The organism is Negadavirga shengliensis (genome assembly GCF_042652345.1).
GTDB lineage: Bacteria > Bacteroidota > Bacteroidia > Cytophagales > Cyclobacteriaceae > Negadavirga > Negadavirga shengliensis.
On record NZ_JBHSJJ010000008.1, the window covers coordinates 58,305 to 78,414 of the forward strand.

The following is a 20,110-nucleotide window of genomic DNA, read 5'->3' on the forward strand; positions in this document are numbered from 1 at the left end:
TGTTTTTTATTCAGGATCAACTTCAAGATTCAAATCTGACTCTTCTTCATTGTCTTGTTCAGAAGGTAAAAGCGATTCCTCATCAAAAGAAGGCGTAATGATTTGCTTTCTGGCATTTTCAATATTAGGAGAAGAGAATCCTGATGGGCTGCTGCTCTGATGAAAAACAGAAGATGCCAATGAAAGCACAAGGATGGCGATGGCCAATACCCAAGTGGTTTTTTCCAGGATATTTCCTGTTTTGGTCACACCCATAATTTGAGAGGCGCTGCCTCCAAATGCCGCTCCTACTCCGCCTTTCGAATTTTGGCCCAGGATGACCAATACCAGCAAAACTGCCAATATAATTATGATACTGATGATAACTACAAACATTGTATGGTGAATTTATGCATTTAATTGCGCAATTTGATCTGCAAAGTAAGCTTTTTTATCTGGAAACTTCAACATTAATTTCTGATATATTTCGGCTGCCGCGGTTTTTTTGTTTTGCCGGATAAGGAGTTTGGCGAAGGATTCGGAAACCGTATTGTCATTCAGTACGGTGCTTTTTTCTGACAAATCGGGTAGTTTTTCATACTCGTCATCATGTATCTTTTCAGCAGAAAGCCTTATGGGCTTCTCATGAAATGATTTGATGATGCTGTTCTGTTCTTTGATTTTTTCATCCAGGAGTTTTAGTTTTTTCTTTTTCTTTATGGAGGAAATCAAGTCTTCTTTAACAGAAGGTATGGGAGGTGTTGTTTTGTCCCTATCCTCCTGAGGATTTTGCAACTCATCGTTTTTCTTTATGGAAGCCTCCTTGATTTTATTCAGGTTTTCTTCCAGCCTTTTTAGGACCGCATTCCGGTCTGGTTTTGTCGGCTCTTTTTCCTTTTCATCCTCCTCATTTTCTTCTTCAGAAGAGGGGTCATGTTCGGAAGAGGGTCCGTCAGCAGAAGCGCTGTCGGTTGTTTTTCCGGGTTCATCAGTCAAAGCCCGCTTTTTCTCAAGCGTATCAGCACCAGCTTCTCTCTCTGCCATGGATTCATGATCCGGAGCAAGAAAAGCCAATGGTTTTTCGATAAGTTGCTTGAGCCTCCGCCTGTCCGGGCTCAGGACCGCCGCCCAATGGAGCAGTTCTTTGGACTGCCCAGCGGATTTTTCCATTTCATATTTGGCTGCCAGTACTTTGGGGATCAAAAAATAAGGAAAGTCTTCATGCAGCTTGACGGATGCTTTGAAATCTTCTTTATCCAATTGATTGCCTTTGTTGATCAGCGAGATAAGCTTTTGGGCATTCACGGCGTCAGGGGGTTAAGTGTTATTCCATAAAATTAATGATTTTCACCAATTGGCAACAGTAGAAGTGAATATATCCTGAATGATGTTCTCGAAAATCTTTTCCACAAGGCCTGTCTCCACCTGCAGGAGTGATGTGGATCGGGGATCATAGTCCTGAAAAAAGGAAAAAGTCCTTTTCATATTTTCCTCCTCGTTGGCCAGATTAATGAACTCTACTTCCACAGAAATGGTGACCCTCATCTGCCCTGCTCTGTCGGGTTGATTGGCGTCCTGACTGGAGACCGTGGCCTGAGGGCTGATCACATACTTGCTGATAGCCCCCAAAAACTGAAGGTCTCCGTTGTTTCTCACCAGTTCCAGCTGCGTGTTTCTCTGAAAGAAATCCTTCAGGTTCTCCGTAAACAACTGCCCCATATTGGCAGGCCCGCCCCCCGAATCGTTGTAGAAATTCTCTACAGAGAAGGTTTTGGTCACGTTGTAATCCAAGGTAGTTCCGGTAAAACTGTATTCTATTTTACATGAATGGAACAGCAATGGCAACAGGAGCCACACGGGAATAAACTGATAACGTTTATTCTTGGATGTCATATTGCTTGATTTTTCTATAAAGTGTTCGTTCGGAAATGCCCAAATCCATAGCCGCATATTTGCGTTTGTTGTGATGTTTTTTTAAAGCTTTCAGAATCAGTTCCTTTTCTTTCTTTTCCAATGAAAGCGAATTGTCATCCTCTTCATGTACAATATCTTCGATAGCATCCTCTTCATAATGATGCTTTTTCGGTTCCGGTTCTTCTGGGTTCTCCTTTTTATCGGTCATTGTCTCCAGAATCAAGGGCAGGTTGGAAGGGGTATCCCTTACTTCCTCATAATTTGAAGCGTTGTCCACATCTTCAAAGAGATTTTGATGCTTTTTAAGGATATTTTGGTTAAGCCCCCCCGACTGATAGGTTTCCAAAAGCAGCTTTTTAAGTTCCGTCATGTCCTTTTTCATGTCGAAAAGTACCTTATACAGAATTTCCCGCTCGGTGAAATCACTATAAGCATCTTTTCCCTTTTTGTTTCCGGTGAACGTTACAGGAAGCGTGCTTTGGTCGGAAGGCAAATACCTGGACAACGTATTGGCATCTACTTCCCTTTCCATTTCCAATAACGAAATTTGTTCCGCCAAATTTTTCAGTTGCCTGATATTACCTGGAAAAGGAAATTTCATCAACAGGTTTTTCGCTTCTTCTGTTAGCGAAATGGGCTTTACCTTATATTTTTCAGAGAAATCAGTGGTGAATTTCCTGAATAACAGGACCATATCTTCTCCCCGTTGCCGGAGAGGAGGAACAAATATAGGTACCGTGTTCAGCCTGTAATAGAGATCTTCCCTGAATTTTCCTTTTTCCACGGCCTTAAGTAAATTTACGTTCGTGGCAGCGATCACCCTTACGTCGGTTTTGAGTACTTTGGAGGAGCCCACTTTAATAAATTCTCCGTTTTCCAGTACCCGAAGGAGCCTTGCCTGTGTGCCAAGAGGCATTTCGCCGATCTCATCCAAAAAAATGCTTCCACCATCAGTGACTTCAAAATATCCCTTTCTGGCTTCATGCGCGCCGGTAAATGATCCTTTTTCGTGCCCGAACAATTCCGAATCTATGGTTCCTTCGGGGATGGCCCCGCAATTAATCGCTATGAATTTTCCATGTTTTCTTTTGCTCAGAAAATGGATGATTTTGGAAAAAGACTCTTTTCCGCTGCCACTTTCTCCTGTGATCAAAACGGTCATATCCGTAGGAGATGCCTGCATGGCGACCTGGATGGCATGGTTCAATAAGGGACTGTTTCCAATGATGCCAAAGCGCTGCTTGACATTTAATATTTCAGAATTGCTGATCATAATCATGGGCTCGATGGTGAAAAATCAGTCAATGATTTCCCCAAACAGGGTAGCGGATGAACAATCCACGATTTTTACGTGCACATAGTCACCCTTTTTGAATTTTCCGGCGGGAATGATGACTACCTTGTTGGCTGAATTCCGGCCTTTGAGCTGTTGATCAGACCGTTTTGAAGGGCCTTCCACAAGTATTTCCTGCACTTTGCCTATGTCCTGTCGGTTTCTGCTGAGAGAAAGCTGGTTTTGTTTTTCTATGATTTCCTGAAGCCTCCTCTTTTTTACCTCTGGGGAAATGTCATCGGCATACTTTTTGGCCGCAAGGGTACCAGGCCGTTCGGAATAATAAAACATGTATGAAAAATCATACCTGACTATATCCATAAGGCTCAGGGTGTCTCGGTGTTCCGCCTCGGTTTCAGAACAGAAACCGGCTATCATGTCAGAAGATATCCCGCAATCATCCCCCAAAATTTCCCGGATTTTCCTGACCCGTTGCAGATACCACTCCCTGTCGTAGGTCCTGTTCATGAGTTTCAATATCCTGTCATTGCCGCTTTGTACCGGGAGATGGATGTATTTACAGATATTGTCGTACTTTTTCATGGTATAAAGAACTTCGTCTGTAATGTCCTTGGGATGAGATGTAGAAAACCTGATCCTTAAACCGGGGTCAATCTCTGCCACCATTTCCAAAAGATCCGCAAAATGGATGATCTTTTCCACGGAATCCTCTTTTTTGTTGAGCCTTGCCTTGTTGTTTTCCTCGGGAGACCATTTATAGCTGTCTACATTTTGCCCCAGCAAGGTCACTTCTTTGAAACCCTTTCCGAACAGATCCCTGGCCTCCAGCACAATAGAGCGGGGATCCCTGCTTCTTTCCCTTCCCCTGGTGAAGGGCACCACACAAAAAGAACACATGTTGTCACAGCCCCTCATGATGGATATAAAGGCACTTACGCCGTTGGAATTTAATCTGACGGGGGAAATATCAGCATAGGTTTCCTCTCTTGACAGGAACGTATTGACTCCTTTTTGTCCCTCTTCCGCTTCGGACACCAACTTGGGGAGGTCACGGTAAGCATCAGGCCCGACCACCAGGTCAACCAGCTTTTCCTCTTCCAGGAGCTTGTCCTTGAGTCTTTCGGCCATACAGCCCAATACCCCTATGGTCAGATCAGGATTTTGTGTTTTGATATGATTGAATTGGCTTAATCGCTTCCTTACCGTAAGTTCAGCTTTGTCCCTGATGGAACAGGTGTTCAAAAATATCACATCTGCCTTGGTATAATCAGAGGTAGTACCATACCCCTGATCCTTCATGATAGAAGCCACGATTTCGCTGTCAGAAAAATTCATTTGGCAACCGTAACTTTCTATGTATAACTTTTTGGCACTTTCCGGATTTTCTTCCAGAGTGGTTTGGAAATCACAGGCATTTGCCTCTGCTCCATTAATGATATCTATGTCTTTGATGATGTTTTCCATTTGCCGCTTTCTTTCAGACTGCGAATTTAATAAAATACCGACAAAATGACAGGTTTAGATGATTAAAATCATGGCCTTCATTTAATTCTGTTTCCTTAATTTTATTATTTTAGTGTGAACTGACGTAGACATTCTGTGTTTATATCTTATAACGTCCGAAAGGCGGGCGATCATGAAAAACCATAAAATAGATTTTGTCTATTGTATTATAGAAACAATCAATTTTTGCTATAGTTACAGGTTGACTACCTTAGCTGAAACATTCGATAAAAAATAAGACCATGGCTGAAGAAAAAAAACACAACAAGCTGACCACCGCATCCGGAAGGGTTTATGTTGAAAATGAGAACTCCAAAACAGTGGGCCCCAAAGGCCCCATTCTTCTGGAAGATTACATCTTGCACGAAAAAATGGCCCATTTCAACAGGGAGAGGATCCCGGAAAGGGTGGTGCATGCAAAAGGTTCCGGGGCTTATGGTACCTTCACGGTTACCAACGATATCACCCAATATACCAAAGCCAAACTGTTCAACAAAGTAGGAAAGAAAACCAGGATATTTGCCAGGTTCTCCACTGTGGGAGGGGAAAAGGGTTCCGCGGACACGGAAAGGGACCCGAGAGGTTTTGCGATTAAATTTTACACCGAAGACGGGAACTGGGATTTGGTCGGCAACAATACGCCGGTCTTTTTTGTAAAAGACCCCAAGAAGTTTGGCGACTTTATACATACTCAAAAAAGAGATCCTTATACCAACTGTAAATCGGCAACCATGATGTGGGACTTCTGGTCTCTTAATCCGGAATCATTGCATCAGGTGCTGATCTTGATGAGCGACAGGGGCACCCCTGACGGATACAGGCATATGGATGGATTTGGGTCACACACCTTTTCTATGATCAATGCCAAAAATGAGCGGGTATATGTGAAGTATCATTTTAAAACGGCTCAAGGCATCAAGAACTTCACTGACGAAGAGGCAGCACAAATGAAAGCCAAAGACATGGATTACGCCCAGAGGGATTTACTGGAGTCTATAGACCAGGGAAATTATCCCAAATGGAACCTCAAAATCCAGGTGATGACAGTGGAACAGTCCAAGAAGGTGGACTTTAACCCCTTTGACCTTACCAAAGTATGGCCCCACGCTGAATTTCCTTTGATCGATGTGGGGGTGATGGAGCTTCATCAAAACCCCGATAACTATTTCCAGGATGTGGAACAGGCTGCCTTTGCTCCCGCCCACGTGGTGGATGGTTTGGGCTACAGCCCGGATAAAATGCTTCAGGGAAGATTGCTTTCCTACCCGGATGCCCACCGGTACCGGCTGGGAGCAAACTATGAGCAAATACCCGTCAACCGTTGTCCCTATGCAGTAAACAACTATCAAAGGGATGGGGCTATGAGGATAGACGGAAACGGTGGCAGGCAGCCCAACTACTGGCCCAACAGTTTTGATGATATTAAAGTAGATGAATCCTACAGAGAGCCATCAGAGCAATTGGAAGACACCATTGCCGATTGGTATGACAGGAACAGTAAAATCGGAGACAATGATCATTATTCCCAGCCAAGGGCGTTGTTCAGGGACGTGATGACGCAGGAGGAACAGGACAATACCATTAAAAACGTCATAAACGCTATGAGCGGTATCTCCGGTCCGAAAAGGGATGAGATCGTCAACAGACAATTGTGCCATTGGTTCCGCATGGACGAAGAATTTGGATCCAGGGTTGCCGGGGGATTAGGCGTGGACGTGAATTCGGTGATGGAATCGATGGGTTTTTCCCATTAATGCTGGTATTATTTTTGATTTAAGCAAAAGAGTGGACCATGAGCCCACTCTTTTTTCGTTATCTCTTTGTTTTATAAAAACGATTGGGTAACTCCCTACAAAATTTGTTCTATTAAACGATCTTCCTTTGGCTTCGGCAAAAAAGATATTTAAAAAATTTTTAAAGGTATTGGGTTGGATACTGCTGTCTTTGCTTTTGCTGATAGTCTCCTTGATACTTTTAGTAAGGAGCCCTTGGGGGCAGGAATTGATTGTCCGGAAAGCGACCTCTTACGTAGCGGACAAAACGGGTACCCGGGTGGAGATCGACAGGCTGTTCATTACCTTTAGAGGTGACCTGTTCTTACAGGGACTGTATCTGGAGGATGAAACGGGCGATACCCTGGTGTATTCGGACAGATTGGAGACAGGTGTGAAAATACTGCCCCTTATTAAAGAAGGCGCCATACACATAAGCAGATTAGAATGGGAAGGATTGACCGCCAACGTGGAGAGAGATGAGGAGGGGGGATTCAATTTTGACTTTTTATTGAAAGCTTTTGCTTCTCCGGATTCCCCGCAGCCTACTCAGGAGGAAAAGATAGGGGAAGACGAAACTTCCACCATGGACATGTCTATTGGACCGGTCCGTCTTTCCAGGTTCAATCTACGGTATACGGATGCTTACATGGGATTGGACGCGGCGTTTCTCCTGGGAGTTTTGGAGTTGGATATGGGAACGTTGGATCTGGATAAGATGAATTACCATGTGGAGCATTTTTATTTTGCTGACTCAGAAATAAGGTACAAGCAGTCCAAACCCTTTCCTCCCTCAGAAGAAGAAAGCGCGGATGGGCCGCTGCCATTAGTAGTCATAGATGATTTTTTATTGGAGAATATACAGGTTTCTTATGAGGCAGAGCCCGATAACCTTTTGGCATCTTTGTCTCTTGGACAGTTTTTTGTCAAAGTACCTGAGGCCGATTTGGAAAGTCAGCGGGTGTTGGTCGAGGGACTGGGGTTGAAGGACTCCGAAATAACATACCAGGCCTTATCCGAAAGCCCGGGTCAAACCAGTGCTCCGGAGGGTTCATCCTCTCCTTTTTCCTGGCCCGATTGGGTGGTGGAACTGGGACAGCTGGATATTGAAAATGTCGGTTTAGTAATGAAAACGGAGATGGCTGAACCAAGATCGGGATATTTCAACCCCTCAGCGATGGCGTTTCAGGAACTGAATTTGAGGTCCAATAACATCTACCTTAAAGGTGAAAAAGCAGGAATGGCATTGGAGGAATTTTCGTTCAGAGAGGCTTCAGGTTTTCGCCTGGACCACTTTTCTTACGCTGTCACGGCTGATGACTCCCGTATCAGCCTCAAAAATCTGGATTTGAACACTGGCTACAGCAGTATCCAGGGACAGTTGGAGCTGGATTACCAAAGTCTTTCTGATTTTATCCAAAGTCCAGAGAAAACCTCGTTTGAGGTGGAATTGACAAAAATCAGTTTGGACCTGAGAGATGGTTTTTTCTTTGCTCCTGAGTTAGAACAGGACCCTTATGTTGCTGCTGCTGCCAAAAGCCCGGTGACGGCTCAAATTAAAACCGGAGGGACGCTGGACAGTCTCCGGCTAGAAGGACTTGAAATGAACTGGGGGGAAGATACCTTTCTGGAGGTCGAAGGGAATATCCAACATGCAATGGATATGGATCAATTGGCTTGGGATATTTTCAGGTTGAGATTTTCGTCCGTTAAAACGGATTTCCAGGACTTTGTTTCGGAGGAAGAACTCGGAATAGCCTTGCCGGAGGATCTGTTTTTGGAAGGGATTACCTCCGGCCACCCTGATGATTTTCAGGCAAAGGTTTCCCTGCTTTCATTTGGTGCGGAAATTAATCTGAATGGTGGTTTTCGACGCGCAGACAAGTTGGCTTTTGAGGCAGCGCTGGAGGTCAATCAACTTCCTTTGGGAGAGATTCTCCAAAACCCGGACCTGGGGATGCTCACTTTTGCTTTGGAAGCGGATGGTGAAGGGAATGATATCGATGATCTTAACGCCCGTTTGGTTTCCTCATTTGAGCAGCTTGAGCTGTACGGATATGATTACAACGGGCTGGAACTTTCGGGAAGCCTTACAGAAGGAAAAGGGGAGGTTGATTTGGCTTTTCAGAATGATAACCTTGATATGACGTTGCATTCTACGATGGCTCTGGATTCCGCGAATTCCCAAATCCATGCAGAGCTGGATTTGAAAGGAGCAGATTTTTTTGCTTTGAACCTGAGTCCCAATGATCTGAGAGCCAGTTTTAAATTGCTGGTAGACTGGGAAGGCAATCCCGAAGCTTTTGATTTGGGCAGCAAATTGGAAGAGGGAATTGTCGTCTTTGAAGAAAGGCCTTATCCTATCGGCGATTTTTTACTGAATTTGAAAGTAGACCCTGATTCCACGCGGATGAAACTTAATAGTGCTATTCTGGATGGGGAATTGGCAGCCAATGCTTCCCCTGAAAATATGATTGCAGGTTTTTCCAGGCATTTTAACCGCTATTTTAGTGACACGGTAGCCATGGCGGAGGATGAACCGGTGGAACTTAATTTTCACATGACCATTGAGCCTTCACCTCTTCTACACGAGGTACTCTTACCGGGCTTGGAGAGGTTAGACCCGGGGAGTATGGAAATCAACTTCAGGGAAGCGGAAAAAGAGCTTACTGGAAGGATTGATTTTCCCTTTATATCCTACAATGAAATTGATATCGATAGTCTGCACGTCAGGGTGAGGAGTGATGAGGAGGAGATGGCGTTTGCGTTGGTATTGGTAGGACTGGAGTCAGGGCCGTTGTCTGTAGGCAGGACCTATTTAAGAGGTGAAGTGGAAGAGGATGTTTTTTACATGGATTTCAATTCAAAGGATGGTGAAGAAAACCTGATGAACGTGTCATTTGACCTGAGGTTTGAAGAAGATACCGTGAACCTCCATGTCAACCCTGACAACCTGATTCTTAACAAGAGAGATTGGGAAATACCCCAGAATAATCTGGTCACGTATGCCCCCCAATATTTGCACTTCACGGATTTTGTCCTGAGCCGGAGCAACCAGCAGCTTACCTTTAGCAATGAAGCAGAGGGCATTGAGGAAGAACATGTGGCTGTACTGTTCAGGGATTTTAGGTTAGGGACGCTCACAAGCATCTTGAATCCGGAAGAACTGATAGCTACAGGGTTTGTAAACGGTAAGTTGGTAGCGGAGAACCCTTTCGGAGCTACGGGTATCATAGCCGATTTGACAGTGGATGAGATGACCTTGTTGGATACGCAGCTGGGAAATCTGGCACTTAATGCACAATCTACCGGTGACAGGTCATATGACTTCGGAATGTATTTAAAAGATGGAGGAATAGATCTGGATCTTGAAGGCGATTTCTTGGCGGACGAAGGGGGGGCCAGGCTGAATTTGTCACTGGACCTCAATGAACTTCAGATGAAAGTGGTCGAAGGGTTATCTCTAGGGGCCATCAGCAATGCCGAGGGAGCTATCTCGGGGAATTTTGATGTACAGGGAACCACTTCAGCCCCGCACTATGAAGGGGAATTTAAATTCGATGATGCGGTATTTACGGTTTCGGCCATCAATTCGAGGTACAGGTTGTCCGGTCAGCAACTGAAATTAGACAATGAGGGTGTTTATTTTAATGATTTTACCATCAATGATCAAGATGACAATCAGTTTCGTCTGGATGGAGCTGTACTCACGGACGATTTGGCCAATCCGGCTTTTGACCTTACCCTGACTGCCCAGAACTTCAGGGTGTTGAATTCTACCCGGGAAGACAACGACTTGTTTTATGGCAATGCGACAATAGATGCAGACATACAGATCGGCGGAGACATGACCCTCCCCGTGGTTAAGGGCAGGTTGAGTGTAAAAAGCGGTACAGACCTGACTTTTATCATTCCTGAGAGCCAGCTTGATTTGGTGGAACGTGACGGGGTCGTGCTTTTTGTGAACAGGGAAGACCCGGACGACATCTTGACCCGAAGGGAGCTGGAAATGACCACTTCGGGCTTTACTGGCCTTCAGGTCGCCGCCATGCTCAATGTGGACCCCAATGCGGTTTTTAATGTGGTGGTGGACGAACGTTCGGGAGATAACCTACAGGTCGCCGGCGAGGCCGATCTCAATTTGAATATGGACCCTAATGGACGCATTACCCTGTCGGGCAGTTATGAGCTGAGAAAAGGCCATTATGAGATGAGTCTCTACCAGTTGGTAAGCCGAAGGTTTGACATACAGGAAGGCAGCACCATTACTTGGGGAGGTGATCCGATGGATGCCAACCTCAACCTTACAGCAATATACCGGGTAAAGACCTCCGCCTCTGAACTGATGGCGGCCTCTGCCGCCGGTTTAAGCAGGGAAGGCATGACCCAATACCGGCAGGAACTGCCATTTTTGGTTTATTTGAACATCAGGGGAGAACTTATAAGGCCTGAAATTTCTTTCCAGCTGGACATGCCGGAAGAACAGCGGGGAGCATTGGGAGGCAACGTCTACAGCCAGGTACAGCAACTGAACAATCAGGAGGGGGAGTTGAACAGACAGGTATTTTCCCTTTTGGTGCTCAACCGGTTTTTTCCTGATAGTGGAAGTGATGGCGGAGGCGGAGGGACCGCCGCTTTGGCGAGATCGAGCGTCAGTCAGCTGCTATCGGGGCAGCTGAACGCGCTTTCTGACAATTTATTAGGAGAAAGCGGTGTGGAACTTGACTTTGATCTGGACAGCTACCGGGATTACCAGGGAGCGGCACCGCAAGACAGGACGCAACTCAATCTCAGTGCCCGAAAACGCTTTTTTGATGACAGATTAGTCGTCCAGGTGGGTAGCCAAATTGATATCGAAGGCAGCTCGCAAGCTCAGGGCATGGACAGGGGAAATGCGTTGTTGGGCAATGTCAGCATAGAATACCTTCTCACTGAAAATGGCAGATACAGACTAAGAGGGTTCCGGCGAAACCAGTTTGAAAGCTTTATTGATGGACAGTTGGTGGTAACCGGTATGTCAGTGATATTCAACAGGGAATTCAACCAGTTTTATGAGCTATGGAGGGGGATTGAGACACGGCGTAACGGCGGCTTTCTGCCCCCAGACCTGAACCAAAAGCCAGAGGACGGGAAAAAGCAAAATGAAAAGACCAAAAAAGAAGAGGATGATAATGAAGATTAAGTCATTTTCCATAAAGCCTTGTTTTTGTATATTGGCCATTGGTCTGGCTTCCGGGCTCTTGTCATTGACGGGCTGCGGCGTTAAAAAATTCATCCCCGAGGAGGAATATTTATACACGGGTGCAGACGTAAAACTGGAGAAAGAAGGCACATTTAAAGGGACGCGCGAGGTGGAAACCCAAATGGAAAATCTTCTAAGACCCCGGCCCAACAGTAAAATACTGGGAATGCGCATAGGATTATGGGCCCATTACAAAGGCAGCCGGGAGAATCCGGGTTTCATCAACCGCTTCCTGAAAAATAAAATCGGTGAAGAGCCGGTGTACCTCAGTGATGTAAACCCCACAAGAACAGAGGAATTGCTGCTCAACAGATTGGAGAACATGGGCTTTTTCTATTCAGAAGTAGGTTCGGAGGTTCAGAGAAAAGAAAAATTCGCTTCGGTACACTATGAAGTGCTTCTAAAGACGCCTTATACCTTAAAATCCTACCAATACGAAAGGGATAGCATTCAGATAGACCAAAACATCAGGGAGTTGCTGGAAGATACCAAGCTAAAAGAGGGGGACCGTTTTGATCTCAACAAAATGAAAGAGGAGCGGGAACGTATTGACGTTGAACTTAAAAAAAGAGGTTTCTACAATTTCAACGGGGATTTTTTGATATTTGAAGCAGATACCAACCAATATGACGAAAAACAATTTGATCTGTTTTTGCGCTTAAAGCAAAATGCGCCGGAAAAGGCCATCATTCCCTATGATCTCCAAAACATCAGGGTTTATCCGAACTATTCCCTTGACGATTACGGGGAAGGAACGGATACCGTGGAGATAAGGGGGATACAGTTTATTCAGGAAGAGAAGGCTTTCAGGCCGGAGTTATTGGAACAATACATTTTATTGGAAGAGGGGCAGAGGTTTAATTCGGATCTTTCCAGGTTGACCAGCAACAGGCTTTCAGGAATTGGGAACTACAGGTTTGTAAACCTGCGGTATCAGGAAAGGGATACCCTGTCTTCAGATGGCCAAGGCCTTTTGGATGCCAATATTTACCTTTCCCCGTTAGACAAAAGATCGGTACGGGTGGAGCTTCAGGGTGTTTCCAAATCCAACAACTTTGCAGGCCCGGCCCTGCTGCTGAATTATAGGAACAGGAACCTTTTTTATGGCGGCGAGACGTTGAATCTCACGGCAAAATTTGCCTATGAATCCCAAATTGCAAGCGGGGAAAGAGAAGGGCTCAACTCCTTCGAACTTGGGTTGAAAGGCGATTTGATATTTCCACGGGTGGTATTTCCCATTGAAATCCGGGAACGCTTCGCCTATTCCGTGCCAAAGACCAAAATCAGTCTGGGTACGGAATTCCAAGACAGGAGAGGGTTTTATCGGTTGAATACTTTGTCTTCTTCCTATGGATATTTCTGGAATGCCAACCGCTTTGTATACCATGAAATCAATCCCATTAGCCTTAATTTTGTGAACCTGTCCCGGACATCACCTGAATTTGACGTTATTTTGGACAACAACCCCTTTTTGAGGCAAAGCTTTGAACATCAGTTCATTGCAGGGGTCACCTATAGTTTTGCTTTCAACATGCTAATGGATCAATTCCGTACCCACAGCGTCTATGTTGGGGCCAATTTGGATTTTGCAGGTTTCGGCCTGAATTTTCTCAACGAATTGGTGGATTCCCGAAATGTCAATACATTTTTAGGTTTAGAATATGCACAATATAATAAGGCAGATATTGATTTCAGGTATTATTGGCGGTTTTCAGAAAAAAATGTGCTCGCCACCCGGTTGTTTGGCGGAGTGGGAATCCCTTATGGAAATTCCGTATCCCTTCCCTTCGTGAAGCAATTTTTTTCGGGGGGACCAAACAGTGTAAGGGCTTTTAGGATCCGCTCATTGGGGCCCGGGTCGTTTCGTCCGGAACGTCTTGATATAGGAAGCTTTTTCGACCAGGCAGGGGATATCAGATTGGAAGGAAACATAGAATACCGGTTTCCCCTTGTTTCGCTGTTGAGAGGTGCCGTTTTCCTGGATGCGGGAAATGTATGGTTGGTAAATGATAATGAGGCGTTGCCTGGGGGGAAATTCAGCAGAAACTGGTTCAATGAACTGGGTGTGGGCACGGGATTTGGACTAAGGGTGGACGTGGAATTTTTTGTGATAAGGTTTGATATGGCTACCCCCCTACGTAGACCCTATATGCCGGAAGGGCAAAGGTGGGAAAGAGATTTTGATATTGGAGATGGCCAATGGCGCCGTCAAAACCTTATTTTCAATTTTGCCATAGGTTATCCGTTTTAATCATGGTTGCTGATGATCGTCGTTCAGTTTTTTGAGACCTAAAAGAAATCCTACCAGAATAGGCGCCGTTACGGCGAACACGGCGATGCTGCCCAGACCTTTGGACCTTTTCATGGCGATGGTCGCGGCTATAATTACTATTGGAACCCCATATTTGAGGCTGTTTTCAAAGGTTTTCTTGCGGAGGCTCATAAATTATCAACGGTTTGCATGGATTTTGGATTATCATGCAACTATAATGCCGGACATTTCCATTTTCAACAGATCGCTATCCCACTCAGTAGTCAAATTTCAATTGTTCGCCAGGCAATGATCCCGATTTGCTCTGGAAAAGATTGGATATGCCCAGCCCCAACAACCTGACCGGGGCCATGGTGCTTTCCTGCCTGAGCAGTTCCATCCCCATTTCAGGAATTTCTTCTTGTTTTATGTATTCCGGCAAGCTTTTGCTTCTGGTTTGAATGCTGAAATCATTGAATTTGATTTTGAGGGTAATGGTCCTTCCTTTGGCCTGGGTTCTCTCTAGCCTGCCAAGCAGCTCGGAGGTGATTAAATTTAGCGCTTCTTCTATTTCCCGGGTCGAGAAAATATCCTTTTCGAAAGTTCTTTCCACGCTAATGGATTTTCGGACGCGGTTAGGTTTGACTTCGCTGAGATGGATACCCCGGACGATTTCAAAGTAATGCAAACCTGATTTTCCAAATCTGCTGATCAGAAATGACAGCGAAAACTGCTTTAGGTCAAAGCCGCTATGGATACCCAATGCTTTCATCTTTTGGGCGGTGACTTTTCCTATGCCATAAAATTTCTCTATAGGGAGGTTTTCCAGGAAAGCCTCTGCCTTATCCGGCGGTATGACAGCCTGGCCATTGGGTTTGTTTAGGTCTGAGGCCACTTTTGCCAGGAATTTGTTATAGGAAATACCCGCTGAAGCATTTAGGCCGGTTTCTTTCTTGATCCTCTCCCGTATTTCCCGTGCCAGCAAACTGGCAGAAGGCCTGCCCAATTTGTTTTCTGTGACGTCCAGAAAAGCTTCGTCCAATGAAAGGGGCTCCACAAGGTCGGTATATTCCAAAAAGAGCTGCCTGATTTGGTGGGAAATTTCTTTATAACGTTCAAACCTGGGCTTGACGAAAATCAGATGAGGACATTTTCGGGCAGCTATTGCAGCGGGCATGGCAGACCTTACACCGAACCGCCTGGCTTCATAGCTGGCTGCCGCCACAACACCCCGTTCTCTATTTCCGCCTACCGCCACAGGTTTGCCACGGAGCTCGGGATGATCCAACTGCTCTACAGAAGCAAAAAAAGCATCCATGTCGATATGTATGATTTTGCGATTGTCAGACGTGCCTTTATCCGATTCCATGCTTATACGACTTAGGTATTATTTTTGTATAAATTTAAACCATTATCCCTTTTAATCAGCAAAAATTCACTCGCTGATGGTCAGTTGTGAGGACTCCGGTAACGGGTTTCCGACATAATATCTATACTTTAACCTAAACAAATGAAAGATGAAAAAAACGGTTTTAATCATAATAGCGGGATGGTTATATGCATGTGGCCCTTCCGAAAACAGAGAGTCAACCACCGCTATAGAAGAAGTGGTGGAAAATTTGGAAGAAAAGGTGACGGGAAGTGAATGGATCGTTTATGAGGGTGGCATTCCCTGTATCGATTGTGACGAAATCCAGGTGGAACTTTGGTTGGAAAACGACTCGAGCGAAGTAACACCCGATTACCGGTTGGTGATGAATTACATAAACACTCCTGCCGGTGATACAGAGGAAGCGGTGGAGGGGAATTATACCATCATTTCCGGCTATGACAGGGATAGGGATGCCACCCTGTTTCAGCTGAATCCCGGCACGAATGAGCCCCGGTATTTTGTCCTCAATGATGACCGGTCCATTACCATGCTGGGAGAGGACATGCAGCCTTTAGATGAAGGCTTAGAAAGGGATTTGGATTACAATTTGGAACTTAAGGAAGCGGATTAACCTCCGCTTTTATTTTGCCTGTCCTGAGAAATGCCGGGTTTCGGGTCGCTGCAATTAGTAAAATGTCCACACCTGCCTAAAGGACGGCAGTCAGGGGTTGCCTCGGACCCGGTCAACAGGATTCGGGGATTAGCACGATTTTTTTGTCCACTAATCGTTGAGATTTCCGTCAATTTATACTTAACAGGACACTGGCCTGGTCAATTATGCATGGGGCATCGGGAAATTTTCAATACCGGCTTGACGTGTTTACCCCGTTAAATTGTCGGATTGTACAACCGTTATTGGATGACGATTTTTTTAAGTTTGTTCTTAAAATATCAACTGCCATGGAAAAAATAAGAATAGATAAAGACATCGAGCTGTTTTGTGTAGAGGCCGATGCTTTTCCTGATGGTATTTTGAAAGCCCATCAAGCCCTCCATCAAAAAATCCCTTTTTCCCGTAAAAGAAAATATTTTGGATTGTCGAGACCGGAAAAGGGTAAAATTGTTTACTGGGCGGGGGCTGAAGTGCGCCACACGGACCATGTGGAAAAATCGGACGGAGATAGAAAACTGATAAGAAGCGGTGATTATATCGGTTTGAGGATAAAGGGCTACAGAGAGGATATTGAGAGCATAGGCGAAGCATTTAATGAATTGATTGCCCGGCCTGAAATAGACCCTGAGGGATATTGTGTGGAGTGGTATCTGGAGGATGATGAGACCGTGTTATGCATGGTCAGGTTAAAATGATCCGCTTATGGTAACATTAAGAGCATGCCCTAAGGGTCATAGGTATTACAAAAGCAGTGACTGCCCCACCTGCCCGGCATGCGAGCAGGAAAGGAAGCCCAAAGAAGGCTTTCTATCGCTCCTTGCTGCTCCGGCAAGAAGGGCATTGGAAAACATGGGTATATATTCTCTGGAGAAATTGGCAGAATATAGGGAAGCGGAGATAATTCGGTTGCACGGGATGGGCCCATCCACACTGCCCAAGTTGAGGAAAGCTTTGGCAGAGAATGGCCTTGCTTTCAGGAATGACGATTACCTGGGGAAAGGAGATGAATGCGCCCAAATATTTGGACAAAAAAGAGGAGGTTCCTTATGAGCTTAATCAGAATGGGTTTTTCCCAAGGCCGCCAACCTTCCAAATATCCAGCCCCCCAGCGGGGATAGGTTATTTGTTGAATCCTCTTAGCTTCACTTGAGTGAGTTTTCTTTTGGTATCCAGAGGGAAATCGCCTTTCATCATCCAGTCGTAATACCCCGGCTCTTCTTTCAGAACCTGTTCTATGGTCTTGCCTTTGAGCTTGCCGAAGTTAAAGCATTCCTGGCCCTGGTCATTGAAGACAAACCTTCCTGCCAGATCCACCATCTTTTCATTGATCAGGGCATGGATCTTTTTCATGTCATTTTCTATAATCCCCATTTTGTTTCCCTGAAGGTCCTCCACCTCTTCTCCTTCATATTTCGCCACCTGTGCTTTAAAGACTTCATAAGTGGCCAGGGTATCCGCTTCCGCACTGTGGGCATTTTCAAGGGTTTTTCCACAGTAAAACTTGTAAGCGGCGGTCAGGTTCCTTTTTTCCATCATATGGAAAATCTTCTGGGCATCCAACAGGTTTCTTTTTTCAATGTCAAAATCAATACCTGACCGCAGAAATTCTTCTACCAATAAGGGAATATCATATTTTAAAACATTAAAACCCGCCAGATCCGCCCCTTCAAAAAACCTGTGAAGCTCTCTCGCTACTTCTTTGAATGTGGGGGAGTCCTTTACGTCTTCATCATAAATCCCATGAATCAGAGAGGATTCTCTGGGAATGGGTATGGTAGGATTGATTTTCAAAGTTTTGATTTCTTCCTTACCATCTGGGTAAACTTTCAAGATGGATATTTCTACTATCCGGTCTGTAGAAATATTAATGCCGGTTGCCTCCAGGTCAAAAAATGCCAGAGGATGCTTTAAATTCAAGTTCATTATTATTGTTTATTTAATTATTTTGTGCTTAGCAGGATTAGGTCTCCATATTGTCGGATGTCCCTGAACTCATCAGCAAAAGATCAGTGTTTTGATAAGTTCTTGATTCCAGGTACTTGCTCAATTGATTCACAACCTGGGAAAAACCTTTAAGTTTTCATTTTCAAACCCCTCCAAGAGGTGTATTTACCCATAAGGCATAATTTTTTTTAAAGATACGGCTTTTAGGTCTAAATAAATAATGGCCTCGTCCGCTTCATCGGATATGGGTGCACAGTGATGGATAAATCCAGGTTGAAGTGAACGATAAGTAGGATGTGTTCCTGGATCCTTTCAGGTATCTTGATGATATCGTCTTTTGAGGGCACTGACGGTGGCGTGCAATTTGAAAAGGGCATAAGAACTTGTCCATGAAAGTTATTTTTTCTTTCGTTCTTAATACGAAATTGCGTTAAGACCTTGTTATTGTAATAGTTAGAAAGATGTGGATAAATAAGTGTATAAATTGTTCAAAATCTTTGACATAAAGCGAGTACATTTGTTTATATGGCGGAAAGCAACATTAATAAAAAAGAAAGGATAGGAAATACCAGAAGGAGGTTTATTGAGCAGTCTTCGGCATTGGGGAAGTTACCTCCGCAAGCGGTGGACCTGGAGGAAGCGGTTCTTGGGGCTTTGATGCTGGAGAAGGATGCACTCACTGCCGTAGTGGATATCCTATCCCCTGATAGCTTTTACAAAGATGCCCACAAGCATATTTATGAGGCCATCCTTGATCTTTTCAATGAAGGGGAGCCCATAGACCTGCTCACGGTGACCAACCAACTCAGAAAAAACGGCAAGCTGGAGCTGGCAGGTGGAGCCTATCATATTACCGAACTGACCTCGAAGGTGTCTTCCGCCGCCAACGTGGAGTACCATGCCCGGATCATCACCGAGCAGGCGATGAAGCGTGACATGATCCGTATTGCTTCAGAAATCCAAAGGGAAGCATTTGAAGACACCACCGATGTGTTTGAGCTCTTGGATAAAATGGAACAGTCTCTTTTCGAGATTTCCGAAAACAATATCAAGAAGAATTACGTGGACATGCGTTCCATCATGAGGGAAGCCATTGTCGAGTTGGAGGGGAAAAAGGGTCAAAAAGATGGTCTGACCGGTGTTCCCAGTGGTTTTACTGCCCTGGATAGGGTTACTTCCGGCTGGCAGAAATCCGACCTCGTGATCATCGCTGCCCGACCTGCCATGGGAAAGACGGCATTTGTGCTCTCCGTGTTGAGAAATGCGGCCGTGGACCACAGCCGGCCAGTGGCGATCTTTTCATTGGAAATGTCTTCCGTGCAGTTGGTGAACAGGTTGATCTCATCCGAGGCTGAACTGGATTCGGAAAAAATAAAGAAAGGAAACCTGGCGGATTATGAGTGGCAACAACTTATCCACAAAACAGGAAAGCTTACCTCTGCCCCCATTTATGTGGATGATACCCCGGCCTTGTCCATATTGGAACTACGGGCAAAATGCCGGCGACTAAAGGCTCAAAATGACGTGCAGCTTATTGTGATCGACTATTTGCAGCTCATGTCGGGTGACAGCAAGGGGGGCAATGGAGGGAACAGGGAACAGGAAATATCCAGTATTTCCAGAGCGCTGAAGAAAATAGCAAAAGAACTCAATGTGCCGGTGATTGCGCTGTCCCAGCTTTCCAGAGCGGTGGAAACCAGGGGAGGGGACAAACGTCCCCAATTATCCGATCTGAGGGAGTCCGGTGCCATAGAACAGGATGCGGATATCGTGATGTTTTTGTATCGACCGGAATATTATGGTATCACAGAAGATGAAGATGGCAACAGTACTTCCGGGGTGGGGGAAGTCATCATCGCCAAACACCGTAACGGTTCACTTGAAAACGTCAAATTAAGATTTATCGGTAAGTATACCAAGTTTACGGATTTGGATCTTAACGTTCCCTATCAGCCCCAAGACGCCCTTTATGGCAGCCGGTTTCCAAGTACTTCGGGAGGTAAGGATTTTGAAGGCGGGGGCATGATCCGGCTAGGGAGCAAGGCCAATGGTCCGGAGCATGATGATGACCCTTTTTCGGGAGATATCGGAGGCGGAGGTCCCGCTCCTTTTTGAAAAATACCTTTTGTAAACCGGTCCTGGAATATATGGCAGGGCCTTTGTTGT

At 45.2% G+C, this 20,110-nt stretch carries 15 protein-coding genes; 7 read left to right on the forward strand and 8 right to left on the reverse strand.

The genetic code is table 11. From position 1 onward, the window contains the following. Positions 1 to 6: 6 nt before the first annotated feature. Genes secG through miaB form a run of 5 tightly spaced genes read right to left on the reverse strand, consistent with a single transcriptional unit; the run spans position 7 to position 4,651 of the window. On the reverse strand, positions 7 to 375 hold the full coding sequence (gene secG / locus ACFPFU_RS14755) for a preprotein translocase subunit SecG (protein WP_377065542.1): 369 nt from the start codon (positions 373 to 375) through the stop codon (positions 7 to 9). A 12-nt stretch (positions 376 to 387) separates the two neighbouring features. Then, positions 388 to 1,284, reverse strand: coding sequence for a hypothetical protein (locus ACFPFU_RS14760; RefSeq protein WP_377065543.1), 897 nt, complete (start codon positions 1,282 to 1,284; stop codon positions 388 to 390). Positions 1,285 to 1,326: 42 nt separating this feature from the next. Beyond that, on the reverse strand, positions 1,327 to 1,872 hold the full coding sequence (lptE, locus tag ACFPFU_RS14765) for an LPS assembly lipoprotein LptE (protein ID WP_377065544.1): 546 nt from the start codon (positions 1,870 to 1,872) through the stop codon (positions 1,327 to 1,329). Then, positions 1,856 to 3,166: a sigma-54 interaction domain-containing protein gene (locus tag ACFPFU_RS14770; protein ID WP_377065713.1), complete on the reverse strand. Its 1,311-nt coding sequence runs from the start codon at positions 3,164 to 3,166 to the stop codon at positions 1,856 to 1,858. The genes lptE and ACFPFU_RS14770 overlap by 17 nt, the downstream gene beginning before the upstream one ends. 24 nt (positions 3,167 to 3,190) lie before the next feature. Then, positions 3,191 to 4,651, reverse strand: coding sequence for a tRNA (N6-isopentenyl adenosine(37)-C2)-methylthiotransferase MiaB (miaB, locus tag ACFPFU_RS14775; protein ID WP_377065545.1), 1,461 nt, complete (start codon positions 4,649 to 4,651; stop codon positions 3,191 to 3,193). Between the two features lie 281 nt (positions 4,652 to 4,932). Here miaB and ACFPFU_RS14780 point away from each other — a divergent pair, with 281 nt between their 5' ends. The 3 genes from ACFPFU_RS14780 to tamL all read left to right on the forward strand — a co-directional run bounded on the left by ACFPFU_RS14780 (position 4,933) and on the right by tamL (position 13,955). Beyond that, positions 4,933 to 6,444 carry a catalase gene (locus ACFPFU_RS14780; protein WP_377065546.1) on the forward strand — a complete coding sequence of 504 codons (1,512 nt, stop codon included), beginning with the start codon at positions 4,933 to 4,935 and terminating at the stop codon, positions 6,442 to 6,444. Positions 6,445 to 6,571: 127 nt separating this feature from the next. Next, a complete protein-coding gene (locus ACFPFU_RS14785; protein WP_377065547.1) occupies positions 6,572 to 11,644 on the forward strand; it encodes a translocation/assembly module TamB domain-containing protein in 5,073 nt (1,690 codons plus the stop codon). Next, positions 11,634 to 13,955 carry a translocation and assembly module lipoprotein TamL gene (tamL, locus tag ACFPFU_RS14790; RefSeq protein WP_377065548.1) on the forward strand — a complete coding sequence of 774 codons (2,322 nt, stop codon included), beginning with the start codon at positions 11,634 to 11,636 and terminating at the stop codon, positions 13,953 to 13,955. The genes ACFPFU_RS14785 and tamL overlap by 11 nt, the downstream gene beginning before the upstream one ends. On the opposite strand, the gene ACFPFU_RS14795 is transcribed toward tamL, so the two are convergent. Further along, the gene (locus ACFPFU_RS14795; RefSeq protein ID WP_377065549.1) at positions 13,956 to 14,147 is read right to left on the reverse strand and encodes a hypothetical protein; all 192 of its coding nucleotides are present in this window, start codon (positions 14,145 to 14,147) and stop codon (positions 13,956 to 13,958) included. Positions 14,148 to 14,232: 85 nt separating this feature from the next. Further along, positions 14,233 to 15,324 carry a DNA polymerase IV gene (gene dinB, locus ACFPFU_RS14800; protein WP_377065550.1) on the reverse strand — a complete coding sequence of 364 codons (1,092 nt, stop codon included), beginning with the start codon at positions 15,322 to 15,324 and terminating at the stop codon, positions 14,233 to 14,235. Positions 15,325 to 15,472: 148 nt separating this feature from the next. On the opposite strand from dinB, the gene ACFPFU_RS14805 reads away from it, so the two are divergent. From ACFPFU_RS14805 to ACFPFU_RS14815, 3 genes are all read left to right on the forward strand, one after another. Then, positions 15,473 to 15,958 (forward strand): copper resistance protein NlpE N-terminal domain-containing protein, encoded by a 486-nt coding sequence (locus ACFPFU_RS14805; RefSeq protein WP_377065551.1) that lies wholly within the window; start codon positions 15,473 to 15,475, stop codon positions 15,956 to 15,958. Between the two features lie 329 nt (positions 15,959 to 16,287). Beyond that, complete coding sequence (locus tag ACFPFU_RS14810; protein WP_377065552.1) at positions 16,288 to 16,695, forward strand: transcriptional regulator; 408 nt, start codon at positions 16,288 to 16,290, stop codon at positions 16,693 to 16,695. A gap of 7 nt (positions 16,696 to 16,702) precedes the next feature. After that, positions 16,703 to 17,050, forward strand: coding sequence for an RNA polymerase alpha subunit C-terminal domain-containing protein (locus ACFPFU_RS14815; protein ID WP_377065553.1), 348 nt, complete (start codon positions 16,703 to 16,705; stop codon positions 17,048 to 17,050). Positions 17,051 to 17,119: 69 nt separating this feature from the next. Here ACFPFU_RS14815 and ACFPFU_RS14820 read toward each other — a convergent pair whose 3' ends face one another. Continuing rightward, positions 17,120 to 17,923 carry an exonuclease domain-containing protein gene (locus tag ACFPFU_RS14820; RefSeq protein ID WP_377065554.1) on the reverse strand — a complete coding sequence of 268 codons (804 nt, stop codon included), beginning with the start codon at positions 17,921 to 17,923 and terminating at the stop codon, positions 17,120 to 17,122. Positions 17,924 to 18,469: 546 nt separating this feature from the next. Between ACFPFU_RS14820 and dnaB the strand changes: the two genes are divergently transcribed. Further along, positions 18,470 to 20,059, forward strand: coding sequence for a replicative DNA helicase (gene dnaB, locus ACFPFU_RS14825; protein ID WP_377065555.1), 1,590 nt, complete (start codon positions 18,470 to 18,472; stop codon positions 20,057 to 20,059). The last annotated feature ends 51 nt before the right edge of the window (positions 20,060 to 20,110 follow it).

Excerpts from the sequence above, each read along its gene's own strand:
- secG (WP_377065542.1), bottom strand. The coding sequence starts at position 375 with ATGTTTGTAGTTATCATCAGTATCATAATTATATTGGCAGTTTTGCTG.
- lptE (WP_377065544.1), bottom strand. The coding sequence starts at position 1,872 with ATGACATCCAAGAATAAACGTTATCAGTTTATTCCCGTGTGGCTCCTG.
- ACFPFU_RS14770 (WP_377065713.1), bottom strand. The coding sequence starts at position 3,166 with ATGATCAGCAATTCTGAAATATTAAATGTCAAGCAGCGCTTTGGCATC.
- miaB (WP_377065545.1), bottom strand. The coding sequence starts at position 4,651 with ATGGAAAACATCATCAAAGACATAGATATCATTAATGGAGCAGAGGCA.
- ACFPFU_RS14780 (WP_377065546.1), top strand. The coding sequence starts at position 4,933 with ATGGCTGAAGAAAAAAAACACAACAAGCTGACCACCGCATCCGGAAGG.
- tamL (WP_377065548.1), top strand. The coding sequence starts at position 11,634 with ATGAAGATTAAGTCATTTTCCATAAAGCCTTGTTTTTGTATATTGGCC.
- ACFPFU_RS14795 (WP_377065549.1), bottom strand. The coding sequence starts at position 14,147 with ATGAGCCTCCGCAAGAAAACCTTTGAAAACAGCCTCAAATATGGGGTT.
- dinB (WP_377065550.1), bottom strand. The coding sequence starts at position 15,324 with ATGGAATCGGATAAAGGCACGTCTGACAATCGCAAAATCATACATATC.
- ACFPFU_RS14805 (WP_377065551.1), top strand. The coding sequence starts at position 15,473 with ATGAAAAAAACGGTTTTAATCATAATAGCGGGATGGTTATATGCATGT.
- ACFPFU_RS14810 (WP_377065552.1), top strand. The coding sequence starts at position 16,288 with ATGGAAAAAATAAGAATAGATAAAGACATCGAGCTGTTTTGTGTAGAG.
- ACFPFU_RS14815 (WP_377065553.1), top strand. The coding sequence starts at position 16,703 with ATGGTAACATTAAGAGCATGCCCTAAGGGTCATAGGTATTACAAAAGC.
- ACFPFU_RS14820 (WP_377065554.1), bottom strand. The coding sequence starts at position 17,923 with ATGAACTTGAATTTAAAGCATCCTCTGGCATTTTTTGACCTGGAGGCA.
- dnaB (WP_377065555.1), top strand. The coding sequence starts at position 18,470 with ATGGCGGAAAGCAACATTAATAAAAAAGAAAGGATAGGAAATACCAGA.